The sequence below is a fragment of the Microbacterium sp. H37-C3 genome (genome assembly GCF_027157935.1).
GTDB classification, from domain to species: Bacteria; Actinomycetota; Actinomycetes; order Actinomycetales; family Microbacteriaceae; genus Microbacterium; species Microbacterium plantarum.
This window is the reverse complement of record NZ_JAPVLR010000006.1, coordinates 1-17,218: the sequence shown is the minus strand read 5'-3', so window position 1 is coordinate 17,218 and position 17,218 is coordinate 1. Positions and strand designations below refer to the sequence as shown.

General features: G+C 66.2%; 17 protein-coding genes. 12 read left to right on the top strand and 5 right to left on the bottom strand.

Annotation, left to right across the window (positions count from 1 at the left end):
* Positions 1 to 4 precede the first annotated feature (4 nt).
* A complete protein-coding gene (locus O1W71_RS14410) occupies positions 5 to 475 on the top strand; it encodes a hypothetical protein (RefSeq protein WP_025104833.1) in 471 nt (156 codons plus the stop codon).
* Positions 476 to 480: 5 nt separating this feature from the next.
* Here the strand turns inward: O1W71_RS14410 and O1W71_RS14405 are convergent, their stop codons facing one another.
* The 3 genes from O1W71_RS14405 to dgoD form a co-directional block, all read right to left on the bottom strand.
* Positions 481 to 3,510 (bottom strand): glycoside hydrolase family 2 TIM barrel-domain containing protein, encoded by a 3,030-nt coding sequence (locus tag O1W71_RS14405; RefSeq protein WP_442924565.1) that lies wholly within the window; start codon positions 3,508 to 3,510, stop codon positions 481 to 483.
* A gap of 71 nt (positions 3,511 to 3,581) precedes the next feature.
* Complete coding sequence (locus O1W71_RS14400) at positions 3,582 to 4,436, bottom strand: FadR/GntR family transcriptional regulator (RefSeq protein ID WP_269268514.1); 855 nt, start codon at positions 4,434 to 4,436, stop codon at positions 3,582 to 3,584.
* 4 nt (positions 4,437 to 4,440) lie between these two features.
* The gene (gene dgoD, locus O1W71_RS14395; RefSeq protein WP_269268513.1) at positions 4,441 to 5,586 is read right to left on the bottom strand and encodes a galactonate dehydratase; all 1,146 of its coding nucleotides are present in this window, start codon (positions 5,584 to 5,586) and stop codon (positions 4,441 to 4,443) included.
* Between the two features lie 141 nt (positions 5,587 to 5,727).
* Here dgoD and O1W71_RS14390 point away from each other — a divergent pair, with 141 nt between their 5' ends.
* From O1W71_RS14390 to O1W71_RS14345, 10 genes are all read left to right on the top strand, one after another.
* Entirely contained in the window at positions 5,728 to 6,591 is an 864-nt protein-coding gene (locus O1W71_RS14390) for a fumarylacetoacetate hydrolase family protein (RefSeq protein WP_269268512.1), read from the top strand.
* Positions 6,588 to 7,361, top strand: a complete 774-nt coding sequence (locus O1W71_RS14385; protein ID WP_269268511.1) for an SDR family NAD(P)-dependent oxidoreductase — start codon at positions 6,588 to 6,590, stop codon at positions 7,359 to 7,361. The genes O1W71_RS14390 and O1W71_RS14385 overlap by 4 nt, the downstream gene beginning before the upstream one ends.
* The gene (locus O1W71_RS14380; RefSeq protein WP_269268510.1) at positions 7,358 to 8,356 is read left to right on the top strand and encodes a phosphotransferase family protein; all 999 of its coding nucleotides are present in this window, start codon (positions 7,358 to 7,360) and stop codon (positions 8,354 to 8,356) included. Before O1W71_RS14385 ends, O1W71_RS14380 begins: the two co-directional genes overlap by 4 nt.
* Positions 8,353 to 9,651 carry a phosphopyruvate hydratase gene (gene eno / locus O1W71_RS14375; RefSeq protein WP_269268509.1) on the top strand — a complete coding sequence of 433 codons (1,299 nt, stop codon included), beginning with the start codon at positions 8,353 to 8,355 and terminating at the stop codon, positions 9,649 to 9,651. Before O1W71_RS14380 ends, eno begins: the two co-directional genes overlap by 4 nt.
* A 10-nt stretch (positions 9,652 to 9,661) precedes the next feature.
* On the top strand, positions 9,662 to 10,453 hold the full coding sequence (locus O1W71_RS14370; RefSeq protein WP_269268508.1) for an SDR family NAD(P)-dependent oxidoreductase: 792 nt from the start codon (positions 9,662 to 9,664) through the stop codon (positions 10,451 to 10,453).
* Positions 10,446 to 11,342, top strand: a complete 897-nt coding sequence (locus O1W71_RS14365) for an SMP-30/gluconolactonase/LRE family protein (RefSeq protein ID WP_269268507.1) — start codon at positions 10,446 to 10,448, stop codon at positions 11,340 to 11,342. The genes O1W71_RS14370 and O1W71_RS14365 overlap by 8 nt, the downstream gene beginning before the upstream one ends.
* Positions 11,343 to 11,606: 264 nt before the next feature.
* Entirely contained in the window at positions 11,607 to 12,578 is a 972-nt protein-coding gene (locus O1W71_RS14360) for a formylglycine-generating enzyme family protein (protein WP_269268506.1), read from the top strand.
* Positions 12,575 to 12,940: a YidH family protein gene (locus tag O1W71_RS14355; RefSeq protein ID WP_269268505.1), complete on the top strand. Its 366-nt coding sequence runs from the start codon at positions 12,575 to 12,577 to the stop codon at positions 12,938 to 12,940. The genes O1W71_RS14360 and O1W71_RS14355 overlap by 4 nt, the downstream gene beginning before the upstream one ends.
* Positions 12,937 to 13,281, top strand: coding sequence for a DUF202 domain-containing protein (locus O1W71_RS14350; protein WP_269268504.1), 345 nt, complete (start codon positions 12,937 to 12,939; stop codon positions 13,279 to 13,281). Before O1W71_RS14355 ends, O1W71_RS14350 begins: the two co-directional genes overlap by 4 nt.
* Before the next feature lie 414 nt (positions 13,282 to 13,695).
* Positions 13,696 to 14,913, top strand: a complete 1,218-nt coding sequence (locus O1W71_RS14345) for an IS30 family transposase (RefSeq protein WP_442924507.1) — start codon at positions 13,696 to 13,698, stop codon at positions 14,911 to 14,913.
* A 228-nt stretch (positions 14,914 to 15,141) separates the two neighbouring features.
* Here the strand turns inward: O1W71_RS14345 and O1W71_RS14340 are convergent, their stop codons facing one another.
* Together O1W71_RS14340 and O1W71_RS14335 are read right to left on the bottom strand one after the other, a co-directional pair.
* A complete protein-coding gene (locus O1W71_RS14340) occupies positions 15,142 to 15,636 on the bottom strand; it encodes an N-6 DNA methylase (RefSeq protein ID WP_269268501.1) in 495 nt (164 codons plus the stop codon).
* Positions 15,636 to 16,046 carry a hypothetical protein gene (locus tag O1W71_RS14335; protein ID WP_269268500.1) on the bottom strand — a complete coding sequence of 137 codons (411 nt, stop codon included), beginning with the start codon at positions 16,044 to 16,046 and terminating at the stop codon, positions 15,636 to 15,638. The genes O1W71_RS14340 and O1W71_RS14335 overlap by 1 nt, the downstream gene beginning before the upstream one ends.
* A gap of 433 nt (positions 16,047 to 16,479) precedes the next feature.
* Here O1W71_RS14335 and O1W71_RS14330 point away from each other — a divergent pair, with 433 nt between their 5' ends.
* Positions 16,480 to 16,683 (top strand): hypothetical protein, encoded by a 204-nt coding sequence (locus O1W71_RS14330; protein ID WP_269268499.1) that lies wholly within the window; start codon positions 16,480 to 16,482, stop codon positions 16,681 to 16,683.
* Positions 16,684 to 17,218: the final 535 nt, after the last annotated feature.

Sequence of the window (17,218 nt, the reverse complement as noted above, 5' to 3'; positions counted from 1 at the left end):
GATCATGTACTTCGGACTCACCATCGAGAAACTGCTTCTCATCGCCCTCCTTGTGGCACTCATCATCGGGCCCGAGCGGCTCCCGGCATACGCGGAGTCGGCCAAGAAGTGGATTCGACAGGGGCGGGATCTGGTGCGAAACTTCGCCGACCGCGCCAAGGGCGAGCTGGGCTCCGACTTCGATGACGTCGACTGGCGCTCTCTCGATCCACGGCAGTATGACCCTCGACGCATCATCCGTGCAGCGCTGCTCGAGGACGATACGCCGACGACACGACCGGCACCCGACCCGCAGCCGGTGGCTGCAGGCAGACTGCGTCCCGCGCTCCCGGCGACGATGATGCCGAAGAACTCGCGGTCGACGGCTCTTCCCGTCCTCGACGTGACCGTGCCCGATCAGGGGATCGCGTCAGACGCGGCGGGCGCGGCCGCGGAGTCGGACGATTCGGAGATCTCGACCGTCGGCCGCGAGTAGTCCGCTCAGATCGCCTCGAACCGGAAAGAGAACGTCCGCGCCGACGGCCACAGCGCATGTCGCGGCTCGACATCGGGACCGCACGCCCGAGAGCCGAGACCGTGCACCGCATCATCGAGATAGAGGTGATTGCGAGATGATTCGGCGAGGTCATACGGATGCTGCGCCCTGTCGATCTCCTCAGCCGACCAGCGTGAGTACACGAAGCCCGGGTGGCCGATCTGCCCCCGGGGGCCCGAGGTGATCCTCAGCCCGTGGCCGTCTGCGTCGAGCAACTCAAGGTAGCGAACGTTCGCGCGGTGACCGGACTCCTGCGGCCGGGCGTGCATCGTGTTCATCGCATCGATATGGCCGGTGTGAGATCCGAGCCATGCTCCGAGAGCCATGTCCGGATAGCTCTCTCCTGGCCCATCGCCCAACCAGGCTACATGGTCGAATGTCGAAGGAACTGTGAAGTGCACACCGACCCGGGGCCACGTCGAGTCCCATTTGGCATCCGGGGCGACATCGACCAGGAGAAGAGGGCTGGCTGAATCCAGGGCGTGCCACTCATAGCTCACCCGCAGCTGAGCCGCCTTGTCCGCGGCCGCGACGACGGTGTCCACCCTCAGCGTGGCAGCGCCGCGCTCGATGCTGGTGACGCGATGGCGAAGCCGGTCGAGTCCGCGCTGACGCCAACGTTGTTCCGAGGAGTCTGCGGGCACGTGCCCGAGTCCGCGGTGCGTCGATTCCGGAGCACCCAACTCATAAGAGCCGGCTCCCTTGCCGCGGTCGTTGTCGGTCGGCGCGCGCCACAGCTCGAGGAACGGTCCGTCGACGGCAATCCCCAGCAGAGAGCGAAGCGAACCTGTCGCGGGGTCAAAGTGTGCGGCGTCGAAGGACAGCTCCTCGAGGACGGTCACTGAGGCGCCGGGCGCCACAGGCTGGGGGAGCGCCACGCTGGGCGCCTCGTCGAAGTCGGCGCGAGCAACGATGTGGCCGGTGGGCGCCCACGGGGCGTCCCGGCGAAGCGCCGCAGTGACGCTGATCCATGCCCCGGCGTTGGTGACCTCTGCCTTCCGGATGTGAGGTGGGATGGCAACGCTCATCTTGTGGCCCGGCCGAAGATCATCGGTCGGCAGCTCAGCCTGGGCGATGGAGCCATCATGTCCGTGTACTGCGATCGTCACGACGTACACCGCGGCACTCTGCGAATGCGCCCGATTGTGGATATGAATACTGTCGCCGTCGCGCGCGAACCGAAGCGGTGCCGAGACCGCGGCGAACTCCACGAGTCCGGCCGTCGGCGTCCCGTCGGAGAGCACGAGGCCGTCGATGACGAAGTTGCCATCGTGCACCTGCTCACCGAAGTCGCCGCCATAGGCGAAGTATGTGCCGTGGGTCGGGTCATCTACCGCGAGCCCGTGGTCGCGCCACTCCCAGATGAACCCGCCGTGCAGCCGCGAGCTGGACTCCACGGTTTCGTCGTACCAGTCGAGCCCGCCAGGTCCTGTCCCGAGCGCGGCGCCATACTCGCACATCACCATGGGTCGTGACCTCACACGCGCAGCCTCCGCAGGTGCACACGCGAAGACATCTCCCTCATCGGCAGCGATGATCGCCAGCTCGACGGGGGTCGGGTACATGCGCGAGTACACGTCGGTGTATGCGCCCGTATAGTCGCCTTCGTAGTGAACGGGCCTGCTCGGATCACGCCGCTTCGTCCACGATGCCATCGCTGCGAGGTTCTGCCCGGTGCCGGATTCGTTGCCGAGAGACCACATGACGATCGACGGATGGTTCTTGTCTCGCTCGACGGTGCGTTGCATGCGGTCGAGGTATGCGCCACGCCACATCGGGTCATCACTGGGATTCCCCACCCAGTCGACGAAGAAGAACTCGTGTGTCTCGAGGTCGCACTCGAGAACCACCCATAGCCCGAGCTCGTCGCAGAGATCCAGCGTGCGAGGGTGGGGGGGATAGTGACTGGTGCGAATCGCATTGACGTTGTGGCGCTTCATCGTCAGCAGATCCGCTCGTACCGCTGCTTCGTCGAAGACGCGTCCGGTTCGATGGTGGAACTCGTGGCGGTTCACTCCACGAAAGGTCACCGCACGGCCATTGACGAGGAAGCGGTCGCCATCGATGTGTACGCGGCGGAAGCCCACGCGCAGGGACACAGTCTCGCCGGCTGCGGCCACCGTTGCGTCATAGAGTCGTGGCGTCTCGGCTGACCACGCGTGAACCGTCCCAACGCTCAACGGGGGACTGGCGTCGAGCGCCGTGCGATCTGCAAACGTGTGCTCGATGCCGAGCTCGGGGACGCTGACGGTGATCGGGAACGAGTTCTCGCCCGCGTCCACCTGCAACCCGAGCGTGCCTTCTTCGCTCGCCGGGTCGAAGTCGGTGTGGAGCCACACATCGTTCAGGCAGCCCGCTGGGCGAGCCAGCAGTGCTACATCGCGGAAGATTCCGGGGAGCCACCACTGATCCTGATCCTCGAGGTAGGTCCCTGCAGACCACTGATGCACGCGCACCGCGAGCACGTTTCGCCCCGGCCGGAGCAATCCCGTGACGTCGAACTCCCGTACCAGTCGACTTCCGGTGCTGCCCCCGACTTCGACTCCGTTCAGCCAGACGACGAAGGCAGACTCCACCCCGTCGAAGCGCAGCAATGTGCGCGCAGGCGACCACGAGGCCAGTTCGAACTCGCGACGATAGTCACCGGTCGGATTCTCATCGGGAACGAATGGGGGGTCGAGCGGAATCGGCAGCTGGATGTTGGTGTAGATGGGAGCTCCTCGATCGCCGCCCCCCGGCAGCACCCAATGCGAAGGCACGGTGATCCGCCCCGCTGCGGGAACCGGATCATCGGGGGAGATGAAGTCGAGGGGCGCCGTGGCTCGTGGAGTGAGGCGGAACCACCACTCTCCGTTGAGATCAACCCGCTCCGCGTCGCTGGTCAGATGCGAGCGCGCGGGAGCGACTCTGCCGAAAGCGGGTTGGCGCGTGCCCAGAATGCTCGTTGGGGAGGCTGCCGTATCTGCTGAACACATCATGTAACCGGTTTTCTTTTGATTGAAGAAGAAGAGCGCCCGCGTCAAGCGGGGCTGAGGGGAGTGGGAGGCTACCTCGCGGGCCCCGACCCGTTCAGCGTGAGCTGCAGGTCGCGAGCGGTGCGTTCGAGATGCCGTTTCATGGCTTTCTCCGCGCCGGCGCTATCGCCGGCAGAGACGAGCTCGAAGATGTGGCGGTGCTCTTCCACGGCATCCTGGACATCTCCGCCTGCCGCTATAAAGCCGTGGAAGCTCTGCGTGAAGCTGTGGTGCAGCGACGACGCCAGGCTTTCGAGGAGCAGGGAGAGCATGCGATTGCCGCTGGCCAGGGCCAGAGCTTCATGGAACTCGACATCGGCGGTGTTGTATCGGGCAATGCTCTCGGGTGATCCGTCCAGCCCGTCCGCAGAGCGCTGCATCTCGCCGAGCGCCGAACTCATCGCACTCAGCGCCGCCCTGCTGGCGTGCTTCGCAGCCTCGGAGGCCGACAGCACCTCGAGTGAGCGGCGGACGTTGAGAAGCTCGAGCACGGAACGTGAGTCGCGTCGGATGGCAACGCTCAAGAAGCGCGACATCACGCTGCTGTCGGGTTGACGGACGGTGGGTCGTCGTCCGCGGCTCAGTTCAACGAGACCTTGGCCGGCCAGAACCTTGAGTGCCTCGCGGACCGTGAGGCGGCTGACGCCGAGCGACTCCGCCAGTGACGCCTCTGCTGGCAGCTGGTCGCCCGCCTCGGCTTGGCCGACGATCAACTCTTCCAGTTCTCGCACGGCATAGGCCAGCGCGGTCTCGTCCGAGCGGGCACCGGACGAGACAGTGCTGAGATCATGCGGATCAGCGTGAGGTTCCGAGGGTACGCTGGCGACCATAGCGAGGAGCTTATCTTCCCTGGTGATCTCACGGTTCACGAATGTCGTCGGAGGCATCAGCTCACCATTCGGCGAGGCTTCCGTCACGATGCCGCCACACGGGGGCGTGCCAGTCGTGACCGCGCTTGGCCGCGTCGCGAACAGCTGCGTCGTCGATCTCGATTCCGAGGCCTGGACGCGTGGGGCGCTCGATAGAGCCGGCCACCACGTCGAAGACCGAGCCATCGAGCACATAGTCGAGAACGTCCCAGTCGTCGTTGTAGTGGATGCCACGGCTCTGCTCCTGGATCAGGAAGTTCGGCGCTGCGAAGTCGACCTGCAGGCACGATGCCAGGGCGATCGGACCGAGCGGGCAGTGCGGGGCCAGTGCGACCCCAGAGGTCTCGGCCTGCGCGGCGATGCGTCGCATCTCTGAGATCCCGCCGCAGTGGGAGACATCCGGCTGAGCCACGGCGATTCCAGACGCCAACAGGGGGACGAAGTCCCAGCGCGAGTACGCGCGCTCGCCGGTGGCGATCGGCACCGTCGTCGATTCCACGATCCGAGCCAGATGCGCCGCGGCGAGCTCGGGAACCACCGGCTCCTCGACGAACAGCGGATTCAACGGCTCCAGCAGGGGAAGCGTTCGACGCGACATCGCGGGCGAGAACCGACCGTGGAAGTCGAGTGCGAAGTCGTCATCGCCCATTGCATCGCGCACGGCCTCTGCGCGCGCGATGACGGAGCGGAGCTCGCCCGCAGACGGAATCGCCGTCAGCTCGGCGGATCCGTTCATCTTCACGCAGTCGAACCCCTGTTCGCGTCGGATCTCCGCCTCGGCGGCGATGTCGCCGGGACGGTCGCCGGCGATCCAGGCGTAGACGCGTGCGCGGTCGCGCACGGCACCGCCGAGAAGCTGGTAGATCGGGACGTCGAGGCGCTTGCCGGCGATGTCCCACAGAGCCTGGTCGAGTCCGGCGATGGCGCTGGAGAACACTGCGCCGCCTCGGTAGAAGCCCGCTCGCGTGAGCTCTTGCCAGATGTCCTCGATGCGGCTCGAGTCACGCCCGATGAGCGGGGCCGCGAGCTCTTCGACAGCGGCCTTCACCGTACGTGCGCGGCCCTCGACAACGGGCTCTCCCCAGCCGACCAGGCCCTCATCGGTCTCCACGCGCACGAACAGCCAGCGCGGCGGCACCAGGAACGTCTCGATCCGGGCGATCTTCATCTGAACCTCCTTGTTTGCAGCAAAGGTATCAGATATGAAAGGTGCACAAGCGGCGAATTCACGGGATAGGGGCCTGTCTGTGAAGCTGAGTTATATGATAAGTTGCATTCGAAACATGCTTGCTGAACCGAGGAGTAGACGATGAAGTTCCTTCGTGTGGGAGAACCCGGACAGGAGATCGAGGTGGCGAGCCACGATGGCGTCACGGGGCTCGATGTGCGCTCGGTGATCCTCGAGGGTGCGGATCCCTGCACCCTCGAGGGAATGCGCCTCATCGAGGACGCACTTTCGGCGGGAACCCCGGACATCGATCTGACCGACGTGCGGATCGGATCCCCGTTGGCGCACCCGGGCAAGGTCGTCTGCGTCGGTCTGAACTACCGTCAGCACGCTGCGGAAGCGGGGATGCGGATCCCCGACGAGCCCATTCTGTTCATGAAGGCGCCGTACACGGTGCAGGGTCCGCACGATGCTGTGGTGATCCCGCTCGGCAGTAAGAAGACCGATTACGAGGTCGAACTCGCCGTCGTGATCGGCCGGAAGGCCGAGTACCTGTCCTCGCCGGAGCAGTCCCGAGACTACGTTCTCGGCTATGCGATCTCGGACGATGTGTCGGAACGCCACTTTCAGCTGGAGCGGGGCGGGCAATGGGACAAGGGAAAGAACTGCGCGACCTTCAACCCACTCGGACCCTGGATCGCCACGGCGAACGAGGTGGCGGATCCGCAGCAGCTCGACCTCTCACTGCTCGTCAACGGTGAGGTTCGGCAGAACTCCTCGACCGCGGACATGATCTTCGATGTCGACTACCTGGTCTGGTACGTCAGCCAGTTCATGACTCTCCTGCCGGGCGATGTCATCAACACCGGCACGCCGCAGGGAGTGGGCTCGGGCTTCACGCCGGGGAAATTCCTGTCGGCAGGGGACGTAGTCGAGATCTCGATCACCGGATTGGGCACCCAACGGCATCGCTTCGTCGCACACGACCGCGAGGCACGTTCATGACGCGCGCGGTGGCCGTCGAGCAGTTCCCGGAGGGATACGCCGCGATGGTGATCGGAGGCGCTGCGGGCATCGGTCGAGCCACGGCAGAGCTGCTCGCGCGTCGCGGGGTCGCTGTCACCATCGCCGATCGCGACGGCGATGCCGCCGAAGTCGCCGCGCAGGCGGTGCGGGATGCCGGGGGCGCGGCCGCGGCGGCCGCGTGCGATGTCACGGACGAAGCATCCCTCACCCGCGCATTCGAATCCGCAGTCTCTCGTCACGGTGGCGTGCACGCGGTGATCAACTCGGCCGGCATCCAGGGACCGCTCGGCAGGCCCAGCCACGAGGTCGAGGTCCAAGAGTTCGAGCGCACTCTTGCGGTGAACCTCACACCGGGGCTGACGATCGCGCGCGTCGTGATCCCGCACTTCCTCGAGCGCGGCTACGGGCGAATCGTGCACGTCGCCTCCATCGCCGGCAAGGAGGGCAACCCGCAGATGATCGGCTACTCGGCGAGCAAGGCCGGTCTCATCGGACTGGTCAAGGCACAGGGCAAGGAGTACAGCCGGTCGGGGATCACCGTGAACGCGGTCGCGCCGGCCGTCATTCGCACGCCGTTTCTCGACAGTCAGCCCGAGTCGGTCGTCAACTACATGCTCGAGAAGATCCCGATGGGCAGGACAGGCGAGCTACACGAGGTTGCCGAGATGCTCGCGTTCATCGCGTCGCCCGCTGCCGGGTTCACCACCGGGTTCACGTTCGACCTGAGCGGCGGGCGGGCGACCTATTGAGCGGCAGCGACACGCTCCTCGATGAGCGCACCGTCATTCCGTACCTCGTCGAGCGGGGGATCGTCGATGCCGCGTCGACCACAGCACATCTCTTGGGTGGCGGGGTCAGCAACGTCGTCATCTCGGTGACGGACCTCCGCCACAGTCTGGTGCTCAAGCAGGCGCGTGCGAAGCTCGCCGTGGCCGAGGCGTGGTACGCCCCGCGAGAGCGCGTGCTCCGTGAAGCCGAGGGGCTTCGCGTGCTGACCACGATCGACCCTGCGGCAGCCCCGACCGTGGTCGATGTCGATCCCGACGCGCTCACCATGACCATCGAGCGCGCTCCGGACGACTGGTCGGACTGGAAGAGCCAGCTGATGGGCGGATCCGTCGACGCTGCGGTGGCCTCGCGTCTCGGCGAGGTGCTGCGTTCAATGCACGTCGCCACGGCAGGTGGTGCGGGGCTGAGCGCAGAGCTCATCGCCGACGTCGAGACGTTCGAGGTTCTCCGGCTGTCTCCGTATCACCGTACGGCGGCCGAACGAAACCCCGATCTGGCGCCCCAGATCGACGCTGTGGTCGCACGGATGTCGGACACCCGACAGTGCCTCGTGCACGGTGACTTCTCGCCGAAAAACGTCCTGGTCGGCGCGGCAGGGGCATGGGTCATCGACTTCGAGGTCGCCCACCTCGGCGATCCGACTTTCGATGTCGCCTTCCTCGAGACGCACCTGCTGCTGAAGGCGCTCAGGTTCCCGCAGTGGCGCGGGCGGTTCCAGGAGGCATCGCGAGCGTTTGTCGACGCCTACACGCGCGACTCGACGTTCCCCGACGCGGCACATCTCTCGCGTCAGATCGGATGCCTCCTTCTGGCGCGGGTCGATGGGAAGTCGCCCGCCGAGTACCTCGATGCAGAACAGCGAAACCGTGCCCACGCGTTGGGACGCACCCTGCTCACAAAGGCCCCCGACACTGTCGGTGCCGCGTGGACACTGAGAGAAGAGGAGTTTTCATGACCGACGACCGCATCGTGCGCACCCACGCCTGGGAAGCGCTGGATTCGCGCGGCCGGCCCACCGTCGCCTGCTCGCTCACGTTGGCCAACGGGGCACGCGGCCGCGCAGTGGTGCCCTCGGGGGCATCCACGGGACGCCATGAAGCGCTCGAGCAGCGCGACGGAGGCGCACGCTACGGAGGGTGGGGAGTATCCGGAGCCGTCAACGCTGTCAACGGAGAGTACGCAGAGCTCATCCAAGGACGCCGGGTGAGCGACCGGGTCGCCATCGACGCGGCGGTCGAGGCCCATGACGGTACGCAGAACCTCGGAAGGTTCGGATCCAATGCGGCGCTCGCCGTCTCGCTGGCCGTCACCGTCGCGCATGCCGCGTCGGAGAACGCTCCGTTGTGGTCGACACTGCAGCGGCCTCGGCGCCCGAGCATCCCGATGCCGATGGTGAACATCCTCTCGGGCGGAGCGCATGCCGGCCGCGCGGTTGACGTTCAGGACTTCCTCGCCGTTCCGGTGGGTGCGTCATCATTCACCGAGGCAATCGAGCAGGTCTCGCGTGTGCGCGCCGCGTGTGCGCAACTTCTCGATAGGCGCGGCGGCTGGTCGGCGCTGGTCGCTGATGAAGGCGGACTCGCCGCACGTCTCGACAGCAATGAAGCGGTGCTCGCGCTGCTCGCCGACGGTATCGATGCCGCAGGGTTCGGCGGTGACGAGATGGCCATCGCCCTCGACATCGCTGCGACCCAGCTGGTGGACGGCGACGCGATCGTGCTCGCCGGTCAGGGCGACAGGCTGAGTGTCGAGGAGTGGATTGATGTCGTGGCGGGATGGACGCAGCGGTATCCGATCGTCTCGATCGAAGACGTCGTCGGCGAGGACGATTGGGCGGGATCGCGTGCGGCGACAGCACGCCTTTCACACGCGCAGGTGCTCGGTGACGATCACTTCGCCACCAACCTGGACCGGGTCCGACGGGGGATCGAGAAGAAATCCGCGAACGCGGTGCTCGTGAAAGTGAACCAGGCCGGCTCTGTTTCGCGAGCGGAGCGCGTAGTGTTCGAGGCGATCGGTGCGGGTTTCGAGACCGTCGTCAGCGCGCGCTCGGGTGACACCGAGGATGCGTGGCTCGCAGACCTCGCCGTCGGGTGGGGAGCGGGACAAATCAAGGTGGGCTCCACCATGCGCAGCGAACGCACGGCGAAGTGGAACCGACTGCTCGAACTCGAAAGCGAGGGAGATCTGCCCTTCGCTGGACGCGAGGCACTGGCAGGGCAGCGGCAGACCACACGCGCGGAGAACTGAGGAGACGATCATGGATGTTGCAAAGCCGATCGGTGCCGGCCCGTTGGCGCGGCTGTGGGAAGGCAAGACCGCGATCGTCACCGGTGGTGCGCAAGGCATCGGTGCGGCGATCGCCGCGCAGGGAGTTGCCGACGGCGCGCGCGTCTGGATATTCGACGTCGCGGACGAAGCCGGCAAAGCGACTGCTGCGCGGATCGGGGACGGATGCCGCTACCTCCACGTCGATGTGACCGACGAGAGCGCTGTCGGCGACGCGGTGGCTGACGTGGTTGCGTCGGACGGCGGCATCCAGATCTTGATCAACAACGCCTGCGGCGACGCGAATGAGGATGCCGTCTCGATGAGCGTCGAGCGGTGGGACTCCATCATGCGACTCAATCTCACGTCGGCATGGCTCGTTTCACGTGCGGTGCTTCCCTCGATGCTCGCGGCGGGAACGGGCAGCATCGTCAACATCGGATCGCTGCACGCTCGACTGACAGAGGAGGGTGCGTTCCCGTATGCCGCGGGCAAGGCCGGGCTCGGCGGCCTGACCCGCTCGCTGGCGTTGGATTACGGTCCGCGGGGAGTGCGCGTGAACATGGTCTGCCCGGGGTGGACGCGCAGCGAGCGCGTTCAGGAGCTCTTCGACCGCATCGGGCCCGAGGCGGTCGAGCGCATCGAGAGCACGCACGCTCTGCGTCGAGTCGCCACGCCCGCCGATATCGCGCCGACTGTCACGTTTATCGCCTCTGATCACGCGTCGTTCGTCACCGGAGCGACGTGGGAGGTCGACGGAGGTCTCGGAGCCCGCTTTGCTTGAACCGGATTCATCCCACGAGAGACGGCAGCTCGCGCAACTCGGCAGTCGAACCTTCCACCTGGGGGAGGGTCCCACCTGGGACGCTCGTCGAGAGCGAGCACTGTGGGTGGATATCGATGGATGCTCCGCGTGGGCGTGGCGATTCGGCGACGATCCCGATGAGAAAGAACCCACCCTGGTCTACTCGTCCGATCGGGAGGTCTGCGCTGCCCTTCCCGCCGATGACGGCGGAATGCTCATCGTGGAAGCAGATCATCTCGTCCAGCTCGACCCGTCGGGCGCCGTCGTGGATTCACGACACTGCGCTCTTCCCGCGAACCGCCGATTCAACGACGCCACGATTGACCCGCAAGGTCGCCTCGTCGTTGGCACGCTCACGCGTGACGGCGAGACCTGGGGCGAGGAGCTCTTCCGACTCGAGCCCGATGGGCGCTTACGACTGCTGCGCTCGGACATCTCCCTGTCGAATGGAATTGCCTTCTCGCCGGACGGCACTCTGATGTACCACGTGGACACGTTCCGATACCGCATCGATGTCCTCGATGCCACTGGTGACATCCCGCATCTCGTGGACAGCTGGATTGTCGATGGGGGATTCCCGGACGGACTCGCGGTGGACTCGGACGGCTTCGTCTGGGTGGCGCTATGGGGCGGCGCAGCCGTGCTCAGGCTGACTGCAGGAGGAGAGGTCGTCGGCCGAGTAGATACTCCGGCTGCGAATACGACGTCTGTCGCCTTCGTCGGGAGCGCGCTGGGTGAGCTGCTCATCACCACCGCTCGTGTGGGGAGAGATACCCCGTCGAATCGCGACGGCGGCGTCTACATCAGCTCTGCACCTGCTGGCGGAGTCCCCGTGCCGAACTGGCGCGTAGTGCCCTTGAAGGGTTGAGATGCCGGGTTTCCGCGACGCCCATTGTCGCTATTTAGGTGGATGCACGCCGCCAGCGCGACGGTCGTGTTCATGATGGAGCCACAGCGGACGCCGAGGCTCTGTGCGTGCGACACGCGACATGCCGTGCGGTCCATAGTTCGCGGAGTGAGTGCAGTTGGATTCACATAGCGGAGCAGATGCCACCGAACGGGGAGGAGTTTGGCGACGCTAGGTAGTCACAGCAGCATGAGTACCATCGAAGTGCGTTGATATGGAGGACGGATGATATCTGAGGACTCGGGCGGCTGCGGTTGCGGGTGCGGTGCACCGGCGCGCTCGGCGCTTCTCTCGATCGGGACGCGCGCAGAGCGCACGTCCCCGACGCACGGGCGAGGCGGGACGCATGGCATTGAGCAGGCGGCGGTCCCTGCCGGGACGTTCGAGATGGGTGATTCCTCTGGTGATCGCAATGCCGCCGATGGCGAGGTGCCGCTGCATCCGGTGTCTCTCTCGGCGTTCTCGATCGATGCGACCAGCGTCACGAATGAGGCGTTCGCCGCGTTCGTCGATGCGACCGGCTATCGCACCGAAGCCGAGCAGTTCGGCTATTCCGCGGTGTTCCACCTCGCGGTGTCGGCTCCGGATGACGACATTCTCGGCGTGCCTCCGCAGACGCCGTGGTGGCGCGGTGTGCGAGGCGCGGACTGGCGACGACCGGGCGGGGCAGGCTCTAGCGTCGACGACCTCGGCGACCACCCGGTGGTGCACATCAGCTGGAACGATGCGGTCGCATACTGCGAATGGGCGGGTCGCAGATTGCCCACGGAAGCAGAGTGGGAGTACGCCGCGCGCGGTGGTCTCGCGGGAGCGAAGTACCCATGGGGCGACGACGAGGTGGATGCCGGCGGCTGGCGCGCGAACATCTTCCAGGGAAGCTTTCCGACGCTGAACACCGCGGAGGACGGTTGGGCGATCACGGCTCCGGTGCGCAGCTTCACGCCCAACGGATTCGGGCTATGGCAAATGGTCGGCAACGTCTGGGAGTGGTGTGCCGATCGCTTCGATGCGTCGTACTACCTCTCGTCACCGACATCCGATCCGACCGGTCCCACCCGTGGCGACTCTCGGCTACTGCGTGGTGGCAGCTACCTGTGTCACATCTCGTACTGCAACCGCTACCGCAACTCGGCACGCTCGCAGAACACGCCGGACTCGTCCATGGGCAACGCCGGCTTCCGAACGGTGGCTCTGTGAGCGCACGCGGCCGCTTTCCCGCATCGGTGTATACCCACGGGACGGAGCCCGATGCGCGCTTCACGCTGGCGAATGAGCGCACCTTCCTCGCCTGGATCCGCACCTCACTCGCCTTCCTCGCCGGTGGTGTTGCGCTCGAACTGCTCGGTCTGGACTTGCATCCAGGGCTGCGCCTCGCAGCTTCGCTGGTGCTCGTCGTCGCCGGCATCGTGACGCCGGTGCTCGCCTGGTTCGGTTGGGGGAGCGCGGAGCGTGCGATGCGTCTTGCGCGACCGCTTCCCTCGTCGCCGCTCGGCGCCGTCCTCGGCATCGCGGTCTCGCTCGCCGGACTGCTGCTCCTGCTGGCGATCCTGCTGCGATGACCCTTTTCGACCCCGGGCTGCAGCCGGAACGCACCGAGCTGGCGTGGCGGCGTACGGCACTCGCCCTCGGTGCCGGTTCCCTCGTCGCGCTGCGACTGTTCCCCGTGGCATTCGGGCATCCCGCGTGGGCGTTCGGCGGCGTCGCCGGGCTGGTGGCGGCTGCCGCACTCTGGCTAGCGGCACGGCGCCGGTACCGTGCCGTGAACGGCGTGCTCGAACGTGAGGGTGATCGCGGGATGCTGCCCGGCGCATCACCGATCGCGGCTCTCGCCGTGGTGGCGCTCGGGATCGGCCTCGTATCGCTCGCGGTCGTGATCGTCACCGCACTGCGCACCGCCTAAAGGGGCTTGTTCGGAGCAAGACGACGAGATCATCGATCCGCTCTTGTCTCACGGTTGAATCCCCAGGTCTCGCGAGAGCCCTGCTCTCCTCCGAGTGTTGTGGCGCCGGACGGCATCGCCGCCAGAGTATCGAACGTCTCGATTCCCCGGGCAACACCCTGCCGGGGATACCGCTTCATGGCTCTCCCTCTCACCCAACGCCCGTGACAACTGGCAGCAACGTGAAGAGATGCGACTGACGGGCGGACCTACAGAAGGTGATGAGGTCTCGTTTCTCAATCACGCCAACGCCACTATCGGGACTGGCCGGATCGCCAACATCCCAGCTGTCGGCGACGAGTGAGAAGTAGGCCAATACGACGGGGTGGTTTCCAGTGATCGTCGCAACGAGAACGATCAGAAAGGTGTTCTCGCATGTCGTCTCGTCGTGTTCGGAAGGGGCCGGGTCGTCGGCCGATGACGGAGAAGCGTCGCCGCTTCTTGGAGATGATGGCGCAGGGCTGGACCTTGCGCGGCGCGTGTCGAGAGCTGGAGATCCACCGCTCGACGGGCCAGCTCTGGAAGAACGGCACGACGGTGCGTCGCAAAGATGGCACGGTCAAGTTTGTGCCACCGCTCGAGCCGCTCACCGTCCGTGTCATTTCACCCCGGTTCCTCTCGGAGGACGAGCGGGTGCAGATCGCTGATCTCGCAGGCCGCGGCCACGGGCCGACGGCGATTGGGCAGCTGCTCGGGCGATCCCCGTCCACGATCAGTCGAGAGCTGCGGCGCAACCTGCACCCGTCGGGGTACTACCGGCCGTTCCATGCGCACTCCATCGCTGCTTCCCGTCGACGCCGCGCGCATCCGCTAAAGCTGATCGCAGATCCGGTGTTGAAGGCGTACGTGATGGGCAGGCTACGTGAGCGGTGGAGTCCGCAGCAGATTAGCCGGGCGCTTCGGCTCGCCCACCCCGAGGACCCTGCACGGCGGGTCGCGACGGAGACGATCTATCAGGCGATCTACCGCCCCAGCACCGGGATCTTCCGCAAGCCATCAGCCTCCCCATTGCGCACCGGCCGTGATCATCGTCGCGGCCATACGCGACAGATCCGAGCCGGGCGGAGGTTCGCGCAGCCGATGCTGTCCGTCCACAGTCGCGGCTTCGAGCCCACCGACCGGTCCGAGGCAGGGCACTGGGAGGGCGACCTCATCGTGGGCCCGCACAACCGATCTGCGATCGGCACCCTGGTGGAACGTCAGACTCGCTACGTCAAGCTGCTTCACCTGCCGGCGCACAACTCGCTCGAGCTGCACGCCGCGCTGGTGCGCACGTTCGGCCAGCTCCCGGCGCCGTTACGCCGAACCCTGACCTGGGACCAGGGCACCGAGATGGCCAGACACCTCGACATCACGGCCGACACCGGCGCCCGGATCTACTTCTGCGACGCCGCGAGCCCCTGGCAGCGCGGCAGCAACGAGAACGCGAACGGACTGCTCCGCCAGTACTTCCCGAAGTCGACCGACCTCTCCGTCCACACCGCCCGCGACCTCGCCCGCGTCGAATCCGAACTCAACCGGCGACCTCGAATCGTCCTCGGTGACCGGACTCCCGAAGACCTCTTCAGAGCTTTGCTAGCCTCCGAGAAATAACCTCGTTGCGACGACCGCTGGAATGCAAGCCGTCGCTATGGCCTACTTTTCGAGCGTCGTCGACACCAGCCTCGGCTCAGCGGGCGTCACGGCTCGTCGATAACGCTTTGCAAAACCCATCCCCGCGCCGCCGACAGTGTCAGCTGCGTCATTCTCCCGGAAAGTGTCACAGCAAAGAACGAATCGAAAGCCCCGCATGATCTCCATGAGGTGACATTCGGTGTCACCTCACTCCGATTCCGACAGCTGTGTGGCGCAATCGATGCCCTGGGATGCGAGTTCCTGCGCGACGGCGATCACCATGGCCCCAGCTCCGCACGCAGGCTCGTAGACGGTCAGGAAGGGCAGCCTCTGCAGCTGCTCGGCGGCATCCGATACCTGCATGGCCGCCAGCAGCTGGCAGACGCTGTAGGGCGTGAAGAACTGCCCCTGATCGCGGCTCGCGATCTCCAGCTGCATGTAGACCTCGCCCAGCACGTCGCGCGGTTCCGTGGCTAGTTCGATAGCCACCAGCGCGAGGGTCTCGGCGAACCGCCCCCACTGGGCCTCTGAGTATCGTTCACGGGTCTGTTCGTACTGCTCCTCTCTTTCCTGGTGGCTGTGAGGGTCGAAGCGGTTACGGAGTGCTGCAGCGCTCATCGAACAGAAGTCACTGAAGACGCTGTGCATGTCCCTCTCGCCGGTGTTCGCGCGGAGCAGCTTCACGATCTCCTTCGAGGACATCAGGCGCTCACCATCGCGGCGTGCGCCGTCTTCACTTCGCGCAGCGACATCGCCCTGCCGGTGACGCCCATCGCGTCTACGGCACAGAGCAAGTCATACGCGTCGGTCGGGCTGTCACCCGACGACGGGCCGCCGCTGACCATCCACCAGGTGTTGTGTAGGAAGAGGCTCGACACATCTCGCCGACCTTCCGCCAGCGTCGTCACTGCCAGCTCGAGCAGCGCGCGGAGCGCGGGCTCGGCGGCGGTCTCCTCGGCTCCCACCTCGAGCAGGTGCTCCAGGTGCTCGAGGTCTGCCTCCGAGATCTCCAGCCGGGACACTCGAGCAAGCAGCACGCCCTGCTCGATCTTCACGAGCCCCTCATGACCGAGCTCGAGGGAGTCGCACCACGCCTTCGCAGCGGGGGTCATCCTCGGCTCTTTCGCAATCGCGATCAGCATGTCCATTCCCATGGTGTGTCTTTTGGTTGTTTCCTGTTGTGTGTACCTGACGTTTACAAACTAGGTGGGGGATCGGACGTTGATGGGGTGGGGGACCAGAACGGCGAAGTTTGCTTGAAATTTGCAAGCATTTTTCAGGATCGGGAGGGCGGTGTGGGGGTGTCGGGTGGGGGTGGTGTGCGGGGTGAATTGTGCTTGAAATTTGCAAGCATTTTTCGGAGGTTGCACGGGGGTTGCGGGGGGTGGGTGTCTCGGCCGGGGCGAGGGGGTGGCGATCGCCGTTCGGGGGTGCGGTCGATATTCCTTCTGACGGGTGTGTCCGCGAAGGCGCGGCGGCCGCCCTTATTCGAGGTAGGAGGTGGTGGTGGTGGGTCGGAGAGGGGTTGAGGGGCGCGCCGCGCACATGGTGCGCATGGATGAGATGACGGATGCGGTGGTGGCGTGGTTTGGGCGGTTGGAGCGGGTGGGGAAGGCGGCGCGGCGTGCGGTGGTGGCGTGGTGGTGGCTGCCGGTGGGGGTGGTGGGGGTGTGGTCGCTGTGCACGGGTGATCCGGTGGGCGTGGCGGGTCTGGTGGAGCTGCTCGGGGCGTTGCGGGGTGGCGGGTAGCGCTCGCCGCGTCTGAGCGGCTCTGAGCGGCTCTCAGCGGCTCTCTGCGGCGCGTTCGGGCCTGTCGGGGCATGGTGGGCCGGGTGGGGGTATGTGGTGCCGCTGCGCGTCGGAGGGCTGGGGGTATGTTGCGACGCACGCTCTCGCCGGGGTGGGGGGGTGTCGGGTTGCGCTCGCCGCAGCTGCTCGAGCTGCTCGGCGGGGTGGGGCACCGGGCGCCGGCGTCTGCTCGCAGCGGCGCTGTGCGCCCGCCTGAGAGCCGAGGGGCAGGGCCGGGGGATCCCCGCCCACCTGAGGGCACCCCCGTCATCCTCAGCCCGATCTGGAAGCGGGGGAGCACCCACCGTTCCGACCCCTCCACAACCCGACCACCGCGACCGCGACAGCGCGTCGCTCGACACCCAACTCGACCACCTCGGAACGCACCGACCAGCACCCGAACCGACCACCCACGCCCGACCATTTCGACACCGCTACGGCTCCCGACAACCCGGCCACGCAGCGCCCCGCCAGGGGCGCAGGAGCGCGCCAGCGC